Raw genomic sequence first — 4,148 nt, forward strand, 5'->3', positions numbered from 1 at the left:
GCGACACCGAATGTCGTGCGACTGTCCGAGATGCTTTTTTGGGCGTGCGCGATGTAGGCTGGGGAAATATCGACCCCTACGATTTGTTCCCGTGAGGTTCTGCGCTGCATCTCCGCGGTCAATGATCCGGTGCCGCAACCTGCATCGAGTATCGGGCCGCTGTCGGAAATTTCTGAAAAATCCAGAAAACCAGGAGCTAGAAGCCTGCTAAAGCGACCCATCTGCAACTCGTAGCCTGCACCAGTTGACGCCGCGAAATCGGATGTCTTTTCAATCATGAAAACCTGCCCAGCTGCGGGCATCCAAGTGCACCCACTCAACTAGTAGCACAGCGCCACAATAACTCCTAACTTTGTCCGCTTTGTCCGCATCTGGGACGTCGGAGGCATCAGTGCCGACCCTGCGCCCCGGCGACGTGGTTATCCTCGACAACTTGTCAAGCCACAAAAGCCCAGGTGCTGCAAAGACCATGCGTGGCATCGGAGCATGGTTCCTGTTCCTGCCGCCCTACAGCCCCGACCTCAACCCAATCGAAATGGCCTTCTCCAAGCTTAAGGCGCTGATCCGAAAGGCTGCCGCCCGAACCTACCATGAACTTTGGCAGGTAGTCGGTCATGTGTGCGACCTGTTCACCGATGAGGAATGCTACAACTTCTTCCAGGCCACAGGGTACAGAACCGATTAAACGCGACACGCTCTAGTGTCGGCAAAATCTCCAAAAGTCGCTTTAATTCTGGAGAAAAGCGCAAACCCTGCTAGTCTTGTGGCCTTTCAAAAGCAATTTTCGTAGGGGGGCGACATGACGTTCTTTGTGATGGCCGACAGCCCGGCAGGGCGCGAACTCTTTTACTATGACGCGGCTACCGATACGGTCCGCCTGCTGGAAACTCATACCGGCGTCTTTAACGAAGGGACGCCCTACGAAGTGCCCAAGGACGGTGTCGAAGATCCCGGAAACGGCGCCTATGCCGGTGACCTTTTCGTCTTCGCCGCCGCCGCTACCGACTTCGAACGCTACGAGCTCTACGTCTCGGACGGCACCGTCGACGGCACCCGGTATCTGACCGCGCTGACCCCGGATTCACCGGGCCTCTCCGACCCGCGCAACTTTGAATCCTTCGGCGACAGCGTATTGTTCAGCGGCTACACCGAAGAGTTCGGGCGCGAATTGTGGATCACCGACGGCACCATCGCGGGCACACGCATGCTGGCCGACATCACCGAGGGCAGCGGCAGCGGCGTCCGCGAAAATTACCGTTTTATCAGCATCCCAGGCGTCGCTTGGTCCGCGGAAACCGCCGGCCTGCAATATTTCTGGCTCGAAGACGTCTCGGCCGGCGCCGCGCTCTGGCGCACCGACGGCACGACCGAGGGCACGTTCCTGCTCAAGGGCAGCACGCCGGACTGGCTGACCGCCAGCGATTCCGTCCGGCGCTACCTCGGACTGGATGTCGACAACAACATGGACGCGACAATCGCCCTGAATGACCAGGTCATCTTTGGCGCGGCCAGCGGCGACCAGCCGAACGCGCTCTGGATCACCGACGGGACCGAGGTATCGCTGCTCACCGATTTCGGCGGCGACGACGATGTCGAGATTCCCAGCAACCTGATCGAGGTCGACGGCGAGATCTTCTTTGTCACCAACGACAGCGACGGCAACTCCCGGTCCGAAATCTGGCGCACCGATGGAACCCCCAGCGGCACCCGGATCTTTACCGAACTGGCCGTGGGCGCCGGCCGCCCGGCTCATCTGACGCGGTTCGGCGATCACCTCTATTTCCGCGCCCGGAATGCCGATGGCGAAGGTGACTACGGGTTCGAACTCTACCGCACCGCCCTGTCTGACGGGTCGGTTGAACTCTTCGCGGACACCGAGCCGGGATCGGGTGGCGGCAGCATCCGCAATCTGACCGCAATTGGTGACAGGCTGTATTTCTCGGCAAATACCGATGATTTCCGCGAACCCTGGGTCACCGACGGCACTGCCGCAGGCACTTATCAACTGGCCAATATCAGCGCCTCTGGCGGATCGGCCGACGCGAACGAAGGCGGGTACGGATTTTTCGAGTCCAACGGTTTGGTCTTTTTCACCGCTCGTTCGAACGACGAGGGCGATGAACTCTGGGTCACCGACGGTACGCAGGAGGGAACACGACTGGCCGTGGCCTTCAACCCCGGCAATGGCGGCAGCGATCCGGAAATCTTCACACTTCCTTCGCCCGCCGGGCGCACCGAAGCGGGCACCGACGCGGCGGAAACGCTGAGCGGCGGTGAAGGTGACGACACCCTCCAGGGTCTTGGCGGTGACGACCGGCTGGAGGGCGACGCAGGTAACGACAGCCTCGACGGTGGCGCCGGGGCCGACACGCTCGATGGCGGCGCAGGCAACGACACGCTTGTCGGCGGCAGCGGCGCCGACCATTTCATCGTCGAGACCGGCATGGGCCAGGACGTGGCCGATGACTTCACCCTGGGCGAGGACCGCCTCGACCTGTCCCGCCTCTCCCCGGCCGAGCGCGACACAATGACAATCTCGAGCGACGCCGGTGGCGACCGGGTGATCACGTTGGCGGATGGCTCCACGCTGACGCTGACCGGGGTGCCACGCAATGCCGCGCCCACAGGGACTGTGACGATCTCGGGAACACCGCGCGAGGGCGAGACGCTCACCGCCGACACCTCGGGAGTAACCGATGCCGATGGGATCGACCCGGCGACCCGGGCCGGTCAATGGCTGCGAAACGGCACCCCTATTGCAGGCGCCACTGGTGAGAGCCGAGTTCTGACCGCCGATGATATCGGGGCACGGATGTCGTACCGCTTTCGCTACACCGACACCTTCGGCACTGGCGAGACCGTGACCAGCGCCGCCACCGGCGTGGTCGAAAACGTCAATGATCCCCCCACGGGGTCAGTGGTGGTGACCGGCACGGCCAAACAGGGCGAAACCCTGACCGCCGACGCCTCGGGTGTGGCCGATGCCGACGGGATCACCGATGGGTCGCAGGGCTACCAGTGGCTGCGCGACGGTACCGCCATCTCTGGTGCGACCGCCGCCAGCTATCTGCTGACGGCTGCGGATGTGGGCACCACCGTCTCAGTGCGCTTCTCCTACGAGGACAGATACGGAACAGCGGAAAGCGTCACCGCCACGGCAGACAGCCCGATTGCACCCGATCACCTGTCCCTGACCGGCACGCCAGATGCCGACGTTCTGGGCGGCGGGCTGGGCGATGACACCATCCTGGGTCTCGCTGGCAATGACCGTCTGCTGGGCGAGGCGGGCAACGACCGTATCGACGGCGGTCTTGGCGCGGATACGCTCAACGGCGGCGACGGGGATGACATCATCATCGGCGGCCCGGGTTCGGACGACCTGCGCGACGTGATCTTTGCGGGCGAGGGCAACGACAGCGTCGATGCCGGTGCCGGAAACGACCAGGTCTTTGGCCAGGGCGGCAATGACACGATCGCGGGCGGCTTTGGCGTCGACGATTTGCAAGGCCAGGACGGCGATGACGTGATCACCGGCTCGGCGTTTTCCGATCTGGTGTTTGGCGGCGCGGGCGACGACTTCGTCAACGGCGGCTTCGGGCACGACCGGATCAACGGCGGCACAGGCGCGGACAAGTTCTTCCACGTGGGTGCCAGCGGTCACGGCTCGGACTGGGTGCAGGATTACAGTGCCGCTGAGGGTGACGTGCTGCTCTTCGGCATTGCCTCTGCCACCCGTGCCGACTTCCAGGTGAATTTCGCGCACACCCAGAATGCCGAGGGCGAACGTGCGGGCGACGACGCGGTGCAGGAGGCCTTTGTGATCTACCGCCCGACAGGCCAGATCATGTGGGCTTTGGTCGATGGTGAGGGGCAAAGCAGCATCAATCTGCAGATCGGTAGCGACGTGTTCGATCTGCTGGCTTGAACCAACCGGGCTTTATCAATCCAGCTTGAGCAGGCGCTCAATTTCCCGAGTCTCCCGCGCCAATTCGTTGATCTCCGCCCTGGCTTCGACCCATTCCTGTGATCGCATACCATGCTGCCAGAATAAATGATGCCTCCTTATCGATTTAGGGTCTGTTGAGATTCACTTTGAGTTCAGGAGAGCGGCGCAGGCATTGATGATTGCCGTAAAGCTGAGGTCTGTT

At 62.3% G+C, this 4,148-nt stretch carries 3 protein-coding genes; 2 read left to right on the forward strand and 1 reads right to left on the reverse strand.

Annotation, left to right across the window (positions count from 1 at the left end):
• The coding region (locus OEZ49_RS22850) for a class I SAM-dependent methyltransferase (protein ID WP_263390446.1) at positions 1 to 278 on the reverse strand (278 nt) is incomplete at its 3' end.
• A gap of 113 nt (positions 279 to 391) precedes the next feature.
• On the opposite strand from OEZ49_RS22850, the gene OEZ49_RS22855 reads away from it, so the two are divergent.
• A complete protein-coding gene (locus tag OEZ49_RS22855; protein WP_397545704.1) occupies positions 392 to 685 on the forward strand; it encodes a transposase in 294 nt (97 codons plus the stop codon).
• A gap of 114 nt (positions 686 to 799) precedes the next feature.
• The gene (locus tag OEZ49_RS22860) at positions 800 to 3,925 is read left to right on the forward strand and encodes a hypothetical protein (protein ID WP_263390447.1); all 3,126 of its coding nucleotides are present in this window, start codon (positions 800 to 802) and stop codon (positions 3,923 to 3,925) included.
• Positions 3,926 to 4,148: the final 223 nt, after the last annotated feature.

The sequence above is a fragment of the Ruegeria marisflavi genome, assembly GCF_025673445.1.
Lineage (GTDB): Bacteria > Pseudomonadota > Alphaproteobacteria > Rhodobacterales > Rhodobacteraceae > Ruegeria_B > Ruegeria_B marisflavi.

What these genes read in the sequence shown, in the direction of transcription:
- OEZ49_RS22860 (WP_263390447.1), top strand. Translation starts at nt 800, where the DNA reads ATGACGTTCTTTGTGATGGCCGACAGCCCGGCAGGGCGCGAACTCTTT.